The sequence below is a fragment of the Rheinheimera sp. 1928-s genome (assembly GCF_029269265.1).
Lineage (GTDB): Bacteria > Pseudomonadota > Gammaproteobacteria > Enterobacterales > Alteromonadaceae > Pararheinheimera.
The window spans coordinates 1,076,877-1,095,068 of the sequence record NZ_JARIXP010000001.1 but is presented as its reverse complement, the minus strand read 5'-3'; the positions used below and the strand labels follow the sequence as shown (position 1 = coordinate 1,095,068).

Here is an 18,192-nt window from a genome sequence, read left to right as displayed (position 1 = left end):
GGAGTAGCTATGTCGACTATGCTGACCACTCGCCCCAGTTGCGCCAGTACCAACGGGCTTTTCTGCAGCGTATCGCCACCTATGGTATCCAGCACTACATCCACACCTTTGCCAGCTGTGGCTTCAAGCACGGCTTCAATGTAATCGGTTTGCTTATAGTCAATGGTGACATCGGCCCCTAAGCCTTTTACGAACTCTGCGTTTTGCGAAGACACTGTCGTTATCACCCGCGCACCCGTAGCTTTTGCAATCTGAATGGCAATATGACCCACACCACCTGCACCACCATGCACCAGAATGGTTTCACCCACCTGCAGATTGGCCCGCGTAATCAGTGCTTCCCATACGGTACCGCCGACTAAGCTCAGTGCCGCCGCTTCCAGATGTGTCAGTGCTTTGGGCTTCAGACCCACTATTGATTCATGAGCAACATGGTATTCGGCATAGCTGCCCTGACCGACGAAGATTTCAGGGGTGTACCACACTTCATCACCTGCCTTGAATGCCGTCACTCCAGGACCTACTGCTTCAATCACGCCTGACACGTCGTGTCCTGTAATGGCTGGCAGTGGCACATAGTCTTTATAGTCACCACGTCGAACCTGATAGTCCAACGGGTTCACAGAAGTCGCATGGACCCTCACCAAAACCTGCCCCTCACCCGCTACTGGTTTAGGCAGCACCACTTCCTGAAAACTCTCTGGTCCACCAAAAGACTTTAAAATCATCGCTCGCATATTCTCACCTATCTATATATTTGCATATCGATATATATCGATGCATTGAGTTCAAAAAAAGAGCTGTATCACAACTCTTTACCAAGGAGCTCTATCAATTTTTTGATATTCGCTTCATTTCGCTTGTAGTACGTCCATCCTCCCATCCGCTTGGACGTGACAAGACCTGCTCGTTGCAGTGACGCCAAATACGTCGACGTCGTCGACTGGCTCAATCCTACGCCTTCCTGGATACTTCCCAGCTGCTATAGGAATTAATATATCACTATATCTAGAAATGTCAATATAACGATATCATCTATCGTAGAAGTGTGCCATCGGTTAACAGAGTGTTGTCCCTGTCAGGAATAAAAACAGCAGAAAATCATAGATATAGAAAAAACTTCCACTAACGTGCGCATAGGTCCTCTGTGTGATCGGGTAGTTCCTGGTCGAAAGATCCGATCACACAGAGGGCCGTTAGTTCAAAATGTCTACTCTCGAATTAAGCTTAATTTAATGTATGGTCTACCCGGCTTTTTTGTTTTGCTCCAATCTAAGCAAGAAGAAGCAAATAATACCAACACCCAGTATCAATGCTGTTCTGAGTATATCTACCTGTAGCTGAGGCAACTGCAGTTGCAGATTTTCAATCAAGCCCTGTTGGATCGAATTTACTGTGCCATGCGCCAGAGCTGCAGGCCAAAAACTGCCACTTTTGATTGTTAGCCAACCAAAAAACAAGGATGCGCCGATCATTAGAAGTGGGAACAAGATAAAGGAGCCAATATAAGGATGCTCCGGAAAATTGTATCCCATCAATAAGGCGGGCAAATGCCATGCCCACCAAATGACGGCAAGCAGCATAATGCCAGGCAACACACCAAACTGACGGGTAAGCTGCCCTTGCAGGAAGCCACGCCATGCAAACTCCTCCCCTGTAGCAGCTACAAGGCCCAGTATAGAGAAGGCGATGGCAGTACTAGTTACGTTAATTAAGAAAAATATCCAGCTTTGCGTCCCGTCACCAAGCAGCCAGGCTGCACCTGAAACATCCACTCCTGTAGTTTGGAAGCTAAAGTAGTCAGATGTTGCCAGCCCTGCTGCAATCAGTATTGCCACCACAGCAAAACCTATAGCGGTTTGCACCACTACACCCAGAGGTAAATACACAAGTTTCCCAAGACGCCAGAGAACCTGAAAACGTACAACAGGACTACGTACAATAAAAACAACTGCCAGCAGTGTTGGGGACCACATGATCAATATGAATATATTGTTGATTACCGCGCTGTCTAATCCAAATAGCATGATTGCCGGTATCTGCACACACCAACTTAAAGCTATGGCCAGGAAAACATATAAAGCAATCGCATTACGGCTCATCCTGGTGATCTCTGTTGGCTCAATAGATGTAAAGGTTGCGGAATCCGCAATAATAATCTTCTGACAAATGAATGTTCTGCGACCAGAGAAAGATACTCCGGCTTCTGTGCAGATAGTCGCATATGGGTGTTTTCCTGTTTAATAAATTGAAGCTCTATGTTGCTACGCTTCTCAGATAGCGGTTGACCCCTTACTGAAGTATTCAGCCACTTGATCGATGAACCGCCTGAGACGATGACTTATAGGCACATGTTTAGACCACAACAAATGAAGGTGAAGCCCTGGCGACAACCTCTTCCGCCAATATCTGCTGTGAATGACGCTTTTATAGCGTAAAACCCAACTTTAGCACCGACAACAAAAGGCCACTGAGGGTGCTGCCTCTCATTTCGCTAAGGCGAATCGCCAGGTTCAATTCTGCAGATACCAGGTTGGAAAACTTATCGCTGAGTACCAATTGGGCGGGAATTTTGGGCAACACAGTATTTATCACTCCGAGCAACCTCAACCAGCTGGAAACTCCTTCACTAGCTGTGCTATCACCGACGTTTCGCACTATAGGGCACATTGAGACTCAAAAAAATTGCAATAAATGCATCCTAATGTTCTTTTACTCCGAACGTTCGGTTAGAGCCCACTGTCAGGCTAACCTCGTCATCAAATGGAAAAGCACCTCTCTGTCAGAAAAGCACTTTGGCTGTAAACTCGACATAATCCGTTGCTCCCCGGCTACCGGTTTGTTGCACCAGGGCGGCAGGGACAGAGCGGCCATAAACCAGAGTCAATGCGGTTGATTTTGTTAAGCTCAGCGTTGTACTAAGAGAATACTCTGTCGCGACATAGCGCCGATCAGAGCTGCTATCTGTGTTCAACAAATTACCGCCAGGACCATAAACCCCGTCCTTAGTTGACAATCTCCAGTAAAAATTCACAGCTGCAGTGACCTTAACAGCGGAATAGGGTTGAAAGCTTAGATAGGGTTGAATGTTGTAGAAATTTCTTGGCCCAAGGATCGCTAACTCCGAAAAATAATTTCCTCTTGGAAACATCGGATTAAAAGTCCCGAGTTTATTATCGTCTTGATTTTTATCACCACTGGCGATATTGGCTGATACGCCTGCGCTGCTAAATGGATAAAGTTCTAATGCAATACTCGTATCAGCTGCAAGGCTCCAGGCCCGGATATCTTGGTTATTAAATCGGCCGAACTGCAACATAGCTTCCCAATTTAACGTCAGATCTCCGCTTGTTCCCCACAATCTGGAGCCCAAAGTATGTCGGAGCTCCTCACCTGCCCCCTGAAAATAGCGGGCTTCATTATTTCTGTAGCCAAGGTAGTACATATCAAATTTATGCCATGAATCCTCATTAGACACAGCATAAATGCCCCAAAGCGCCTGATTGTGATCCAATCTGTCATCAAAGCTTCCCTGAGAGGTTTGCCAGGGACGGCCAACAAAAGTATTGATCTGCCAGGACTTAACTTGTAACACTAAACGCAAAGAATCGTAACGACGCCGGACGTTAGCACCTTCCCTTGCGTCAACCAAACGGCCAGAACCCAAAGCCAACTCTTGACGTCCAACTGTTAGTTGCCAGCTCTCATCACCTGAGAACTGAAAAAACGCCTGCTGAAAACTCAACTCGTTTTCATCTAAGGGAGAAGGGCCTTGTTCCAATCCTGACGATAGCGCACTGTATAATTGTGTATAAAGCCGGAACGAGGGAGAAAGGCGCAAGTCCGCAAAAAGCACATAGCGCTGGAAAAATGCACCATCACTGGCATCTGTCTTATCCTGCCAATTAGCACCATTCATAATCGCATATCGCCAACGACCTTCGCCTCCTACACTAAGTAAGCTGTCCTTTATCGGCCGTAAACATTTATATGAGTATTCGCTATTAAGATTATCCTGACACCATGCAGACCAGTTTTCATTTTGCCTTAGCCGCTCATAAGCTGGCGGCGAGTCTGCCGAAACAGAGCCCGCGGTTAAAAAACATAAAATAAAACCAAGTATCACTCTCATCTTTTAACCTCCTTTTTTACAAAACCAGCTGCAATCTAATGCTCAACGACAGGTTTATCAGGCAGCAGATGATAGGAATGGACCATCGCCTGGATATCGACATCTGCATGTGTTGCCCGCTCTCGCTGCCTTAAATGCTCAAGCCGGGATTTCGCTGTCGTTAGTGCGATTTCGCGCGTTTCGTGCCCGTAACCTGGGCTTTTTGGCATGAATAAAAATAACGTCGGTTATACCGATAAAACCTAACCTGAAAAGCTGCGGTTTATTATCAGAACTCTGCTCACGGGCCTTGCTCCTTTGGACCAACCATTGGAATGCCATGCAGGACTGCGTTTAGCTAAACCTCGTTCTGTAACACAGCCTCGAGTGAGCCAAGATTGCCATTTAAATTTGGGGGGCGATATTATCTCTTAAGATAGTATCCATTCCTGACACTCCGCTTCGCTTTTGCTCAAAACGACACACTACAGAGACTCCGTACTAACGACTCGAACCAGAGCTGAAGCTCATTTCGGTGCAATAGCTGCTGCCACGGTGCCGATCTTGCGGATAAGTTCATCGTCAGATGAAAAACAAATTCCATTCTGCAAAGGTGTATTTGATACTTGACGCAATCCACGACTCCTACATAGCAAAAAGCATGGGGACTCATCAGTATTGAAAGTGTGAATTTTCACCAAGACTTGTGAAATCAGAAGACATCTTTGTAGCTCAGCAGATGGCTTTATCGATACGTTCTACAAGTCATCCAAAACTTCTATGACACAGATCTCATTACATTTTCGTGCCGAACAGCACCACCATGAGTTGTAGAGTGCCGCCACAAAAAGCCGGTCAGAAAAGTGAGTCGTTTGATCTGTAAGTTGTTACAGCAGCCTGAACTTTGGCAAAGCTCAGAGTTGCTTTGTTTTAGCCAATCATCGTTATTGAACCGATTATCTGTACGGGAGATATCACAATGAGCCGAAATGCTATCGCGTTATATGTTGCTCTGGCGTTTGCACTGAGTTGGGGTGGACAAATCCCCGCCATTCTGATTTTTGGCCTGGATAGTGTTGTAACTAAAGCCATATTCTTAGTTGTTATGTGGTCGCCATCGCTACTAGCACTGGTTTTCATCATACGTACCCCGGCGGTTCGGTCTGAAGTCCTCTGGCGTTTGGGTAAGCCCGGATATTTACCTTTGGGTATAGTGGTTCAAACCGCTATAGGTTTTGCTGTAGTTGGGTTGTTAGTAGCAGCAGGGCTTGCCAGCTCTGGCTGGTTTAGCTTTCAGACTGCTGGTGTCACTGTCTCTGGAGAAGCCTGGCTATTGGGTGAAGGAATGCAAGGCTGGTTCTTGTTTTTAGTCAACGTAGGTCTAACCGCTACCGTTTTTTCTGTCTTCAACTTAGTTGCGGCTACCGGAGAAGAGTTTGCATGGCGTGGATTTTTACAAGGCCAACTTACCCGCGAGTTTGGCGTTCTGTCCGGCATCATGCTGCTGGCTGCAATTTGGTGGGCCTGGCATTTGCCCGGCCTGCTGCTAGGATATAATTTTCCAGAGTATCCAATTTTCGGAGCCTTAGTTTTATTTCCATTGCAGATGATTGGCGCTTCACTATTTTTGGGTTGGCTTACCATCAGAAGCGGAAGCTTTTGGCCGGCAGCTCTCGCTCATGGCACAGTCAATTCAATTCAACAGGGGCTGATGGATAATCTACAGCTGCAAATACCACAGCTTTACGTGGATTTACTGAGAACAGCGTTAATTTTCGGTGTCGGACTTGTCTGCTGGTTTTTGCTGAAGTCCAATCCAGATAAAGGCCAAGCCAAAGTAGAAGTTTAGCCAGGCAACTGAACACCAAAAGAGCTCGATCAGGGCTCTTTTGTAAATTTGCTCTGCGAACAAATGGCACTTTTAGCTTCAGCATGGTGGCAAAGCAGCTAAATCCAGCTCCATTAACGCCTCGTAAGCTTTCGCAGGCATACAATAAAATACTGGCTGATTATGGTTAAGCACAGCAACAGCAAAACCTTCGCCCTGTGCTACTGCAGATAGCGGATTTTTTGCCAGCGCCGAAACACTCACACTCCTTTCTGCCCAATTATTCTGAGTTGCCATAGGATCTGCCTCTGTAGTGAGCCTTGAATACAGCTTACTTTTGATCGATTGGTCTTTAATTCTGACCCAATTTCGCAGCTTCAACCCACAATTTTATATCTGGTACTGCGCCCACCCGCTTCGGTACGCACCAGGCAACCTTGCTCTACCAGTTGCACCAAGTGACGGGTGGCTGTGGCGCGGCTTACTTTGGCTACTTTTTCGTATTGGCTGCCGCTGATGCCGTCGGCAAAGTCGCCGTCCAGCAAGCGGTTCAGCACTTTGATTTGCTCTTTGTTTAAACGGCTATGATCGGCATTTTGCCAGAATCTGGTTTTCGCCAAATTTTGTTCTATATCCTGCAATCATTTATAGGTTTTGATGTTCTTTCATTTATAGGTTTTGGAGTGTATGGGCCGGATTAAGACTTATGGAGGAATACGCTGGCAGCTTTTGAGCCTACCAAGGCTGGCATTCCCATTTTACTTTCCATCACAAACTTCTAAATCTATTCAGCCCGGATTGACTAAAAACAGGCATCCGTACTGACAACAACCGGACGCCCTGAGTGGCTCGGCTTTACCTTGTTTTTGGCGAAGCCGGAGCAATAGCAGTGATATAAAGGTGGTCTTTGCCGCCCCGATCAGACTTTACGGGGCGACATCAACGTTATGAGTTTATAGACAACTAACAGCTATTGCAGTGCAGCCCAGAACATTGTCCTTAACTGCCCGCTCTAAAACTTAATCTCCGGCACCAGCTTAAGCTCTTCAAGCCGTATCGCCATAGCTTCTCTGGATACTTTAAACATCTCTGCCAGCGACAATACATGCTGGCCTGAAATGCTGCTTAGTTCAGCCAAAGCGCGCGACAACCCTCTTTGGCTCGACAAAGTTTTCGCTAGTTTGCGATCGCCTGAACGGTTCAGCAGATAAGCCAAAGCCTCGGCTTGCAGTACCTCTTGCGGGAAACGTTCAGCAAAGCGGCTTCGAACCAGCTTTTCAGGCATTAAAAACAGCACCGCAAACTTATCGGCTTCTTTTTCTATCTGATCACGCTGGCCTGCATTACTGCCATCCAAAGGTTTATCTCTGTGCAAGCCGCTTTGCTGATGCATCACAGCGTGGCCCATTTCATGTGCAGCGGTAAAGTTCATCACTTCGGGCCGCATGGTTCTGGATAACTCCACTCGTTTGGAGGTTTTATCTATGCTGCCAGCCACATCTATACCGGGCTCAATCTCGCCGAGGGTGTGACGTTCATACACCTGATAACCCAGTAAATACAAAGCGACTTTAGGATCGAGCATTTCTACGGGGTCCGATGGAATACCCTGTGGCCATAACAAATGCTTTTGTTGCCAAATAGCCAGCTTAAGTTGCTCCACTAAAGCCTCAATTTCAGCCACTTTAATAGCACCATTGCCCGCTTTGGTGAGCTGACTAAAGGTCAAAATAGGCGGTAAAGGTGGGGCAACAGGGCCGCTGTCGTCATCCATATTATGGTAGGCGGCATAAGGGTTCTGACTGCCCTGCTGGTAGAAGTTCGAAGCGGCCAAGTCAGGGGTTTGCGCTGCTGAAACTTGCGCCAACGCGCTCGAAATGCTTTGAGTAAGTGGAAGTTGTGGCCAGATTTCGTCGGAGTTATCGCCGTTGTTGAGCGATAAATAAGGATCCTGATTCCCACTATCCACATAAACAGGCAGCAAAGCACTAAAGCCGCCGTCTTCGTCCATATGAGCATAAGGGTTATTCATTCGTAGCCTGTCGGCTTTAATCTGATCTTTTGATGCAAGCATAACTGTTACCTTTGGTACAAAAAACAATCAGTTAAGCTTAGTAGGGTTTTCGGGAAAGTGGTAAAAGTGCGATCTCAGGGCAATCAGGGACTTTTAACAAGCCCCCAGCTCTATCAACAATAACTTCAATCGGGCGTTACCCCAGTAAATAAACAACTCAGGAAGGGCATTTCACATACCAAACCGAGGTAAGGCCAATCCAGCCTGTTCTGTCTTTAATACAAATTAAATCACCTTTTTCAGTGCGTTCGTAAGTCCCCTCGCCTACCTGAATATGTCGTTTCTCTTTTCTATACTGCATCACCAACATGTGAGCTTGGGGCTTGGTACTTATGTACTTTCTTACCACAGGGCCGCTAATCACAACTTCAGTTTCAGCCGGGTTTAGCTCGTTACTCAAAATAATCAGACTGTGCGTGTAGAACACACCTAAAACAACAACAGAAGCCCAACTTAACCGATACGCCAGCACCCAGACTATGTAGGACGAAAGCAAAGCCATAGGCACAAAGAACGGCAGCAAAAGGACTTCGTTTGAAAACCTGATACGGAGCACAAGACTTAAAGTGACACAGCCAGCTACCGCCATAATATGAAGGATCAGGTTCACCCCTGTGGTTACTCGCTCAAGCTTATCCAGTGCAAAAACCTCTGGTTTCGCAAAGGCAAGCACTGCAGCGACCGGGAAAAATAACAGCCCGGCAAACAGCTCCATAGAGTCATAACGTGGATAAAACAGCATCCAGATACAAAAAGCTGCGGTAAACACGAACATAAAAACTTTTAACTTTCTCAAGCTTGGCGTTGGCTCTGCTTGCTTTACTTGGTCTTGCACTATCAATTCCTTTTGATGTTGTGTAAGTAGCTGGTTGGCAACATCTTTGGGTTTCATCGGACAAAAGAGTTTATAGACTATGAACTGCTCCATCGCTTAAATATCGGTGCAAGAGGCAAAACCCAACACCAAACTTCCTTCAGAAAAATTATTTAATTTGGAATAAACACAACCATTCTGTTTTCCAGAGCCAGCAAAGATCGTGGGACTTCCATAGTGTCCATGTAATTAAATATCAACTAGCTAAAAGAACTAACAAGTGACTTCTATTACTTTATTCGCTTCGAACGAATCAAGTGCTCACGTAAATAATATGCTCTAGCTGACCCTGTCTCAACAATGCCATTTAGCAGAGAAAGACAAACTTCATACATTGTTCTACTGAGTGTTCCTCTATTTTCCATTTGCAAATATCTTCCAATAACCATTTCCAAATAGAAGGAAGTGTTAATTTGCTTAGAAATTAATTGCGGATTTTCTGAGTACTTTTGAGCAAGAATTTTGATACCTTCATCAAAAAATACATTGTAGAAGTTATAGATCAATGACGCTAATGCTTCGAACACATTACTATTATTAGCAGAACGCTTTGCAAACCCTAACAAATAAGCAGCTCCTGCTTTCATGTCAATTTCTTCATTTTCATTTCCCTGCCAAGATGTATCTGCATACATCATTCCCCTTAACAATCGATTAAGGTCACCTTGGTAACGATCGCTAGACTGATCATCAATATCATTTATAGCTATCTTATGCAGCTCTGATTCCAGCAGAGACCAAAGACGCCATGCTTCATTATAATTCCCCTCTCTTTCTACCAACACATTAAATGACAAAACAATCGAATAAATAAAACTAGGTGCTTTACGGCAACCTAATATAAGTAGATCTTTAAAAGGTAGAAAATCATTATTTCTAGAGTGAACAATATGCTCTACTAAGCAGTCTTTAATAGACTTTACAATGTCATGATGAATTTTTTCATCATCGCTTTGCTGATGATCTTTATACTCATTTTCATAAGTCAAAATCACTATATTACTCACAAGTTGAATATACTTGTCTTCTTTAGGAGCAAGGGGAATCATTAACATAGGCAAGTGGAAAAACCATGATGAATGACTGTCACAACTAATAGTGTTAAAGGACTGTTCCAGATTCCCTGCGATTAAATCAGCTCGAAATGTATTGACTAAATTGTTCCAGCTCTCAAGAGCGGCTTGCAACTCTCCATTTTGCAGGTGGTAAAACTGTCTTTGTTGACTGCTATCTTTTCTAAATTTAGCGTATTCAATGGCACCAATAACAAAATTAGTTGCCAGTTTTGCGTTTCTTGCCCAAAGAAATTCTCTTATTCCTTTGGCCAGATTTTGGCCAACATCTAAGTTTGCATGGGTAAGGGCAGTTGCTAATGCATACTTCAAGTTCGATTCTTTTTCAGAATCTAGTTCTAAATCAAACAACTTCGGCAGAACAAATGCACATGCCCCTGCACCGTAATGATCAGTCTTATCGTGAGTTGTGGTGCCGTTGATAATATCGGCATGCATGAATATCGATTCTAAGATAATATCAAAGCACCAATCTTGATCTTCTCTACTCAAATTTTCAAGAGCATCGCGAATACAAACGGCTGCAACTCTTGTGATTGTTCCAATTGCCAAGCCTGCAAAATTTTCAAGCTTATTATTTTGTAATGACTGAAGTAGTTCTTTAGCCGCTAATAGCGCTTTGGAATAAGAATCAAAGTTATTACTTTCAAATACTCCGTCATTGAATAACTTGTTAACCCATACGTATAGTTTGGTAGCTTGATTATCCGCTTTACTCCTTTCATAAAACTGTTGCTGATCTTCCTTTAAGTCTTGTGGAAGATCTGATGTACTTTGAAGTATTACTCTATTTTTTTCTTTATCCTCAACAGCTTCCCAAGTTCTAGTATCAACTCGATGTACCATATATCTAAGACTTTTCTCGTTACTAGAGTTTGCTTCAATTATTAATTCATCGAGTATTTTTAACGCAGAATCTCTATGCTTAGCGATCAGTTGGAGCCTGGTTAATAGAGTTTCTAAAGACTCGTTTCTCCATGCTCTAAGTGCAGCCCTCCTACGCTCTTCGATATATATTTTAGACATTACGTCTCGATTATAATTAAAGAAATGAAGCTCGTTTTCCCCTCTTTCCTCAGACGAACGCATTAAATCTAGATAGTAGAAGCTGGTTGTTTTTAATAATGGATAAGCCGCGACTCCTACTTTCTCTGGAAAGCCCGTAGCAATAGATGCTAGCACTGATGTTGGCATAACAGAATTGCTTAAACGCAACAAGTAATCAAAGATCAAATCTATTTGATTGCTCTCACCATACTCATCTATGTAATCTACTAACCAGTTTTCGAGCGCCATGAGTGAGCACTGAAGTAAATAAGGTAAAGTAGATAGTGCTCTATAACCCTTCCAAAGATGAGGAGAACAATACTGCGTAACAGTAGATCCATCATTTAACGGAATAACTACCTGCTTGACTACAGTTTCATATGGATAAAAAGTTTCCTGTTCATTATCATCTGCGACAGCGAATTTAGACTCTGCATATTTTTGTGCAGTTATGTTGCATAGCTTAATAATAAAATCTAAACCCAGCTTGGGATTTGACTGAAGAATATATTTGAAAGGCCCTTTCGCACCACTAGCAGGAAAGAAATCACGTTCTCGATCTAGCCCAAAATACCCATCTACATCCATACTATCGTAAGAGCTCAACCCGAATTCATCACCTTCGGGTTCTTCTAGAAGCCACTCATGCAAAGCGAGTTTAACGACAAAGTCTGGGTTACGTTTACATAACATGGCTACATCTGTATCAACAAGCGCTAAGTTTGAGAGTTGGTCTACATATCCAAGTCTTCTGGGTGAACACTTTGAGATAAAAACATCTTGCTCCATTAGAACATTAAAATCTTCTTCAATTGCAGTTGACACTTTTAGCAAAGCACTAAGTATTTTTTTTCTTTTCTCTTCCTTGCGATATGAATCTTTTACTGAATCTAACAACCATAAGCTTAATAACCCAACCGTTTTCGAAGCATCAGGCAGATCTTCATATATATTTATAAGGCTGCACCACTGATCTATCACTTCTACTAGGTGAGTAGTCATTGCTTTGCCTAAGTTTTCTCTCACTTGAAATACAAAATTAAATAGAGCCCCCCAACCGTTCCCAAATGGTTGCAAAAAGAGGGTTTTTAGCATTCCTGTTTTAGAATCTTTGACTAATAAACTGTTGTATTTTGGGTTAGGCCTTTGGCAGGTAATTCTGAGAATGAAGCAAAATCTGATCAACAAAGAACAATCGTCTTTTAAGAGTTCAGACTTTAATAAGAATAAAAACGTTTCCGGCGACTCAGATTGCAAAATTGCCGAGATTGTCTCATCTTTCCAATAGCTTTCTATAGAAGAGGATATTAATAACTTCTCTATAAACTCATTTGTGTCATCTTTAGATTTAAGCTTTCTATACAACCATAATCTAAACGCTCTATTCATAGCTGGCTCATTACCTATATTTGATAAGAACTCGACTACGTCGCCTGTATTTACCGCATATTCACCTTCAATAAACTCTTCCAACGCCCAGTCTTCTAATACATCGTGCATTAGGCTGATAGTAGAAGATCTTTCATCACGTAGAACCAAGTTGTCTTCTTCAAGTTTTGCCACTACTTCAGAGTCAAAACCACTAGCTCGAATACCAAACAGCATTTTCTTGGCGCGTTCTCTAGCAATATTTATGAATGTCTGTTTTCGCCTATCAGGCATCCCAAACTTTCTATCCGCTTCCTTTGCAATTACTGTCTTCCAGACGATTTCTTTGAAGTCCTTTTCAGAATCGCCTGATGAAAATTCGGCACCATTAACAATAGCTCTGACGGCAATATCGATAAAAAACGGTATTCTAAGTAATCCACGTAAAGCGTCATTTGAGGCCAATTTTTTTAGGTCAGGGAAATGTTCGAAAACGAGTTTAATTTGTTCATCAGAGAGCTCATCAATATTCACGCTACTGAATTGAATAGCACTAGGTTGTAGATAGGTGAATATGATTTGCTGGTAAGCATAATCTCGTCCTGTTGCTATTATGGTCCAACCGGATTGTCTCTTTACATACTGAAGTAAATCATTAAATGTATCTGGGTAATTAAGCTCCAACACTTTTTCTAAAGATTCGATAACTAGAATCTTCTCTTTAAGTAGTGAAAAATGTCCTTCAATTTGGCCTAATGATGAAATCATGCCGATGGATGTAAAAACATCGTTAAGGTGACTTTTATCTAAGTCTTCGGCCCGCAGATAGAAGACTGGCACATCATCACTTTTAGTTGATATGAAGTCCTTAACTGCTCCAGACTTTCCAATTCCTCTTGCACCAGTGACAAACAAAAAGTCACTCGAATTATAAAGTTCGGAGATTTTCGCTAACTGCTCGAGTCGCTCAATATGAACACCTTTTATTGTGTTCGAAATACCTTCAAAAATAAGCTCGCTTCGCTCTTGGAGCTTTCTAAGGTCATTTTCGAAGTCTATTTTACATGGGCTACTAAACAGCTGTATTACGTCTGTAGGAGTATTATCGCGGGTTAATATTCCCGCGTTTTGATTAAATTCTTGAACGCAAGTAACCAGCTTCGACAGCACCAGCGATGATGGTTCATCAGAATAGCACTCGATTAATGCACAAAGTAAATTAGCAACAACGGAATGCTGGGCATCCAAATCAAAAGGTAAGATTTGGAATGTTTTTAAGAACAACCACAACTCATCATCCGTTAAGTTAGATCCACCGTTTGCATTTGCAAGTTGAGCCTTAAATATTTCTAGCTTTTGGATCTTTGCTTTGCTGGAGAAGCCTTCTGTTTCGCACTTTTTTAAAAAGTCTTTTGAGTTCGACGAGTACTTAGCCCACTCCAAAATAGGTAGAGTGTTATTGACATCTAATTTAGGTAATGGTCCTGTTATCAAAGCAATATAGTCACGTTCACGATTGAAGGTGCTTTTTTTAAAATCGTTCCATGCGCTATTAATAACCTCTGCAAAAAGAGAATCTTTATCTCCGCTAATAGTAATCTGGTGCTTGATTTGTGCATAAAGACTACTGGTTTGCCCAACATTGTCCGAGGCTAATAAGACAAAATCATCAGTGTTTGTTCCATCATACTTGTTCTGAAATTTAAGCTCCTTAGCTCTCATTTTCCTGGACAAGCATGGAATACAAGATTTAGTTAATATTGACAGTGCAAAAGCCGCTTGAACCCTTGTTTCGAAATTGACACCGCCACCTCCTGTTGAAAACGGATTACTCTGTTTTTTTAGTTCCATAGTTCTTCTTCCGCTTTGATAAAGGAGTTCTTTCGACAAACGAATAAATCGCCCTATATACGCCTCATTTCTTTAAAAATATCAAGGATATGCGACAAACTTTTCCTCCATTATGCTGTTGTCGACTAAGACTGAATTCATTTTCAATGTTCAATCCAAACTTAACCCGTTAGCATCCTATTCATACAAAGAAGAGCCGCTTAAAGCATGCAATGTCTTGCTAGGTGACATTGAAAAACGAGCATTTGTCGATAACATATTGAAATACTATCCATGTTGATTGTGTAAACAAGAATCCCTCAGTGTTATCAGCCGAGAACAGCATCCAACTGTGCAAGCAATCCAATAATCGTTTGCACTGTATGTCGGTCAAACTCTGCTCTATCATTTTCCTCATGCGTACCTTTATTGAGATATCGCCATTCTCGGCTCTCCCCGTTCATACCAAGGAGTGCATCTATAGGCTCGTAAACTATTTGCTTGTTTTGATCGGCAAAATCTACTTTTGCGATTTTGCTCCTCAATTGATCAGTAAGCATTCTTAACTCGATCGGAGATGTCGCAGAGCGCAGCTTTATACTTAAATTCCCGTCTCCATATCGACTTACGTATTTCCACACTTTTTGCTTTGTGAGTGCTTCCAAAGCCTGCCTTGATTTAGCGAGGGCATCCCTCACCTCGTTTCGGTCAATATGAGCTGATGCGGCTAAAATGTAATTCCGTGGCGCACAATTGAAATCAATTCGTATGTGCTGCTCACCTAGCCTAGGTAAGAAGCTAAATAGCCGAGAATTTTGCACTTCTGCGACTGGTAGCAAATTCTGTATATCCTTAAAAAACTCTTCGCCGTGACAAGTCAGGATTATTTGTTTGTCAGCAAAGTATCTGTCTTCAAATAAGGTGCGGCGGATAGACTCTCGATGATCGTCATCGATCGCATTTACTGGGTCATCAAAGATCAATACAGGTGAGTTTGCCTTAAGATTTTTGGCGAGTAATATCGCGAGGCCAAGACAGCGCACGTGCCCCTCACTCAGTATGTGTAATGCATCGTAAGAATTCGCTGGTTGGTTCTGAAATGATATGCTCAAACGCTGGTTTTGTGCCAGAGGAAGCCTAACATTAGCTAATAACTCGTTTGGGGCATCGTTACGATTAAATGCGTTATACAAAGTAACGACCAGCTCCCCCAAATCCTCTACAAGTTGTGCTGGTAATCGATTGTTGTAGCTTGTGAGTTTGTGAACAAATATGCTGTACGCCGACACGATTTCATGATTTTTGGCGATTAGAGCTTTTTCAGTTTCTACGCTCGCTATCAATTGAGCATTTTCAGTTTGAAATGTATCAACCAGTCTTTGAGCCTCAACTTGATTGGTTTGTGCCGCCTTCTTTTGTGTATTTAAGACCAAAACTTGACGTTCAAATTCTCTGAGTCGATTCAACTCTAATTGCTTACGGTCTCTTAAAGCTAGAGCCTGATCTATTGCCTTATCTTGCAATTCAAGTTGCTGAACCTGACCCTGTAAATGATTCCATCGCAAGTAATTATCAGGCAATTGCTCCATTAACAGTGCCCACCACGACAAATCAGGTGGAGTGTTATGGAGCTGCAATACCGACAAAGGGTTGTTTTGTGGATAAAACTGCAAACATATATTTAATATTTGCCAGATGCTGAATAGCTTTTGATGGGCATTTTGACGAAGCAAAAATTCATGTTGTTGAAGTTCAGCTAACTGCCTTAACTTTAATAATTCATGACCTGCATGCAAATATGGATTAACGGCAACATGAGACAATGGCGTTTTGCAAGCAGGACATGATTCTGGACTACTTTGCTGAACCGCCGTCACCGCTTCATACAACTGCTGGAATGATACTTGCTGACCCGCGTCTGAAAGCTGTTGTTGTTTTTTCTTTAATTCATCGAGTATTACTGCTAACTCACTACCCAAGTTTTCCAATATGGCTTTACTTAAATTGGATCTAGGTGGTGGTGGCTGGCGCAACTCTGAATCTAGCTGATTAATTAGCCCTAAAGCCTGCTCTGACCCATTCAGCTCAAGTATCATTTGGTCATAAGTCACGCCGCCCTTATAGGCGGTGGAAAGAGTTTGTTCTTCCCTTGTGATACGCTGGAGTTCTGACGTGCTAACCTGAATCTGTTGCACAGCGCTATTAAGAGCTTGCTGCTTCTGTTGCAGTAACAGTGCTTGCTTACCTTGCAGATCAATATATTGCCCACCGATATCTGCCGTAAAGTTACGAACAAATTCAGTAAAAGATTCTAAACCAAAAAGCGTTGCGATAAGTTCTGTTTGCCTTGCAGGAGCTTGGGCTGCAATACGAGAAAAGTTATCGATTCGGTTTTTTTCAACAAAACAAAATCGAAACAATGACTCATTTGGCGCGATATTTACATCACTGCCAAAGCTATCGGTTGCCAAAATTTGAGGCGGTCTTAGTGCATTCACATATGCGTTTTTAAGATATTCGTTTTGATCTCTAAAACGCTTGCTTTCAGCTTCTGCAACATTTCCAAGTAATGAGTATTCCAGCGCCTCACAAAAGCTAGATTTACCTGTTCCATTAGGCCCATAGACTAAAACGAGACGGCTATTTAGATCGAAAACCTCGGACCTCGCAAACCCTCTAAATGGACCGACGGTTAATCTTTTTAGAGAGGATATCCTAACGCCGCTGTCTTCAATACCTTCAGGTATTGGGTCAATAACAGGTGAGGTTTTATCCCAATTATTTTGGGACAACTGTACTATTCTTCTTATGCGCTGCCCCTGATGAGTACCGAGTGGAATTATTTCATCTAAATTAGCTAAAACGGTATTCGCAAGTTTACGGACAGGGTCCGTTGCACCTGCCCCTTGTAATGTCTGCATAAATCGTTGAAATTCGTTCCTAATCATGAAATTAATTCCTTTTTAAAAATCAGTTATCAAGATAAGCATTCATCTATTACAAGTTGGGCAGTTTTAAGAACCTTTAGTGTTTCAACAAGGTTGATTCGGCTATCCGAGTTTGTTACTCGATACTCTTGCTCCAATATCGCTACAGTCATGTAGTCACCGCTTCCAAAGCGTTTAGGCCGCATCGATCTCAAACCATGTTTTAGGCTCGCAACTTTAATTTTTCCATGCCATAAATGACGAAGTTCTGCTCTTTGTTCGTGGTCATATACGCATATTTTGAAACAGAACTTTTCCATCTCTAACTGAGCATAAACTGAGCAACCCTCTGCTTCAATAGAATGCCACCAGTAACCTAGAAAACCACCTGCCGGATTTGGGACATAACCCCAATGACCACATTGAAGATGTTTTTGAATCTCTGAGTAGAACCCAATCCAAGAATTCCAAGTCCACTCACTTATTGGCAATGTTGCATAGCTTTGTATATCGTTTTCAAGCTCTCGCAGATAATCACTGAAATCGTGAAGTATATCGTTCTTTTCACAAGCAATAATTCCTTTCTCACCCTCGAATATCGCCAACAAATCACAACGTCGGATAACATGAAAACCATGCTCTTCAACTTCTAGATAATCGCTTTGGTCTCTAGTTTGAATATAAAGAGGAATGACTTTCTCAGAAGTAAAACCGAGGTCTTCCAGCAAGTATTTTTTGTATCTTTGTAGTTGCTGGGAGTGCTGTTTTGTACCTACTTTATCCTCAATCAAAATGGCCATGTCATTATTGACAATACAAAGAATGTCTATGCCGTTTACCTGCTTTTTAACTTCAACTGTTGAAAAAACAGCAGGTACGTCCAGCTCAGCGCGACTATAAATTAAAGCCATAAAGGATTTTGCGATGTCATTCAGATGTGCATTAGCATCTTTATTGTGATCGGACGCCCATGACAAAAACCAGCATAGAAATGCATCTTGTGATAGTTCTGAAGTTGCAAAATGAAATAGATTCGGCTGCATGAATTTCCCTATAAATA

11 protein-coding genes are annotated in these 18,192 nt (G+C 42.5%); 1 reads left to right on the top strand and 10 read right to left on the bottom strand.

Translation table 11 applies throughout. The features are described from left to right. The 4 genes from P3C17_RS04840 to P3C17_RS04825 all read right to left on the bottom strand — a co-directional run. Positions 1 to 737, bottom strand: a 737-nt coding sequence (locus P3C17_RS04840) for a zinc-binding dehydrogenase (RefSeq protein WP_300928353.1), incomplete at its 3' end; no start/stop codon positions are given. A 68-nt stretch (positions 738 to 805) separates the two neighbouring features. Then, positions 806 to 970 carry a helix-turn-helix domain-containing protein gene (locus P3C17_RS04835; protein ID WP_300928366.1) on the bottom strand — a complete coding sequence of 55 codons (165 nt, stop codon included), beginning with the start codon at positions 968 to 970 and terminating at the stop codon, positions 806 to 808. Between the two features lie 274 nt (positions 971 to 1,244). Further along, a complete protein-coding gene (locus P3C17_RS04830) occupies positions 1,245 to 2,102 on the bottom strand; it encodes a type II CAAX endopeptidase family protein (RefSeq protein WP_300928352.1) in 858 nt (285 codons plus the stop codon). A gap of 680 nt (positions 2,103 to 2,782) precedes the next feature. Then, positions 2,783 to 4,132, bottom strand: a complete 1,350-nt coding sequence (locus P3C17_RS04825; RefSeq protein WP_300928351.1) for an alginate export family protein — start codon at positions 4,130 to 4,132, stop codon at positions 2,783 to 2,785. A gap of 958 nt (positions 4,133 to 5,090) precedes the next feature. On the opposite strand from P3C17_RS04825, the gene P3C17_RS04820 reads away from it, so the two are divergent. Further along, complete coding sequence (locus P3C17_RS04820) at positions 5,091 to 5,960, top strand: CPBP family intramembrane glutamic endopeptidase (RefSeq protein ID WP_300928350.1); 870 nt, start codon at positions 5,091 to 5,093, stop codon at positions 5,958 to 5,960. Between the two features lie 356 nt (positions 5,961 to 6,316). Here P3C17_RS04820 and P3C17_RS04815 read toward each other — a convergent pair whose 3' ends face one another. From P3C17_RS04815 to P3C17_RS04790, 6 genes are all read right to left on the bottom strand, one after another. Then, positions 6,317 to 6,559 carry a hypothetical protein gene (locus tag P3C17_RS04815; RefSeq protein WP_300928349.1) on the bottom strand — a complete coding sequence of 81 codons (243 nt, stop codon included), beginning with the start codon at positions 6,557 to 6,559 and terminating at the stop codon, positions 6,317 to 6,319. Positions 6,560 to 6,951: 392 nt separating this feature from the next. Next, positions 6,952 to 8,013, bottom strand: coding sequence for an ImmA/IrrE family metallo-endopeptidase (locus P3C17_RS04810; RefSeq protein WP_300928348.1), 1,062 nt, complete (start codon positions 8,011 to 8,013; stop codon positions 6,952 to 6,954). Positions 8,014 to 8,170: 157 nt separating this feature from the next. Further along, positions 8,171 to 8,848, bottom strand: a complete 678-nt coding sequence (locus P3C17_RS04805) for a hypothetical protein (RefSeq protein ID WP_300928347.1) — start codon at positions 8,846 to 8,848, stop codon at positions 8,171 to 8,173. 269 nt (positions 8,849 to 9,117) lie between these two features. Beyond that, positions 9,118 to 14,226, bottom strand: coding sequence for a hypothetical protein (locus P3C17_RS04800; protein ID WP_300928346.1), 5,109 nt, complete (start codon positions 14,224 to 14,226; stop codon positions 9,118 to 9,120). 308 nt (positions 14,227 to 14,534) lie between these two features. Then, positions 14,535 to 17,153 (bottom strand): AAA family ATPase, encoded by a 2,619-nt coding sequence (locus tag P3C17_RS04795; protein WP_300928345.1) that lies wholly within the window; start codon positions 17,151 to 17,153, stop codon positions 14,535 to 14,537. Between the two features lie 29 nt (positions 17,154 to 17,182). Continuing rightward, the gene (locus tag P3C17_RS04790; protein WP_300928344.1) at positions 17,183 to 18,175 is read right to left on the bottom strand and encodes a PD-(D/E)XK nuclease family protein; all 993 of its coding nucleotides are present in this window, start codon (positions 18,173 to 18,175) and stop codon (positions 17,183 to 17,185) included. Positions 18,176 to 18,192 lie beyond the last annotated feature (17 nt).

Excerpts from the sequence above, each read along its gene's own strand:
- P3C17_RS04825 (WP_300928351.1), bottom strand. The coding sequence starts at position 4,132 with ATGAGAGTGATACTTGGTTTTATTTTATGTTTTTTAACCGCGGGCTCT.
- P3C17_RS04800 (WP_300928346.1), bottom strand. The coding sequence starts at position 14,226 with ATGGAACTAAAAAAACAGAGTAATCCGTTTTCAACAGGAGGTGGCGGT.
- P3C17_RS04830 (WP_300928352.1), bottom strand. The coding sequence starts at position 2,102 with ATGAGCCGTAATGCGATTGCTTTATATGTTTTCCTGGCCATAGCTTTA.
- P3C17_RS04810 (WP_300928348.1), bottom strand. The coding sequence starts at position 8,013 with ATGCTTGCATCAAAAGATCAGATTAAAGCCGACAGGCTACGAATGAAT.
- P3C17_RS04795 (WP_300928345.1), bottom strand. The coding sequence starts at position 17,153 with ATGATTAGGAACGAATTTCAACGATTTATGCAGACATTACAAGGGGCA.
- P3C17_RS04820 (WP_300928350.1), top strand. The coding sequence starts at position 5,091 with ATGAGCCGAAATGCTATCGCGTTATATGTTGCTCTGGCGTTTGCACTG.
- P3C17_RS04790 (WP_300928344.1), bottom strand. The coding sequence starts at position 18,175 with ATGCAGCCGAATCTATTTCATTTTGCAACTTCAGAACTATCACAAGAT.